The 255-nt window shown below is 38.8% G+C and carries 1 protein-coding gene; it reads right to left on the bottom strand.

What is annotated here, in order from left to right:
• On the bottom strand, positions 1-255 hold a 255-nt coding region (locus HNV10_RS17435; protein WP_206676006.1), incomplete at both ends, for a hypothetical protein.

Genomic DNA, 255 nt, shown 5'->3' with positions numbered 1-255 from the left:
CTACCGTGTCTAAAATACCATCATTATCATCATCATCATCACAAATATCTGAAATACCATCGCCATCAGAATCTAAATTACCTGAAGCCAGTGCATCACAAGGATCTATATAACAAACACTTAAAGTGAAATCACCATCAACAACTTGAGCGTTGGTACCATTACTGTAATCTATACCAAGCTCGGTAACTAATCCGTTTGCTAGATTAACAGAAGCTGGATCAGGCTCACCATACTGACCATCATCTGAACCAG

The organism is Winogradskyella litoriviva (assembly GCF_013249065.1).
GTDB lineage: Bacteria > Bacteroidota > Bacteroidia > Flavobacteriales > Flavobacteriaceae > Winogradskyella > Winogradskyella litoriviva.
This window is presented reverse-complemented; position numbering and strand designations above follow the sequence as displayed.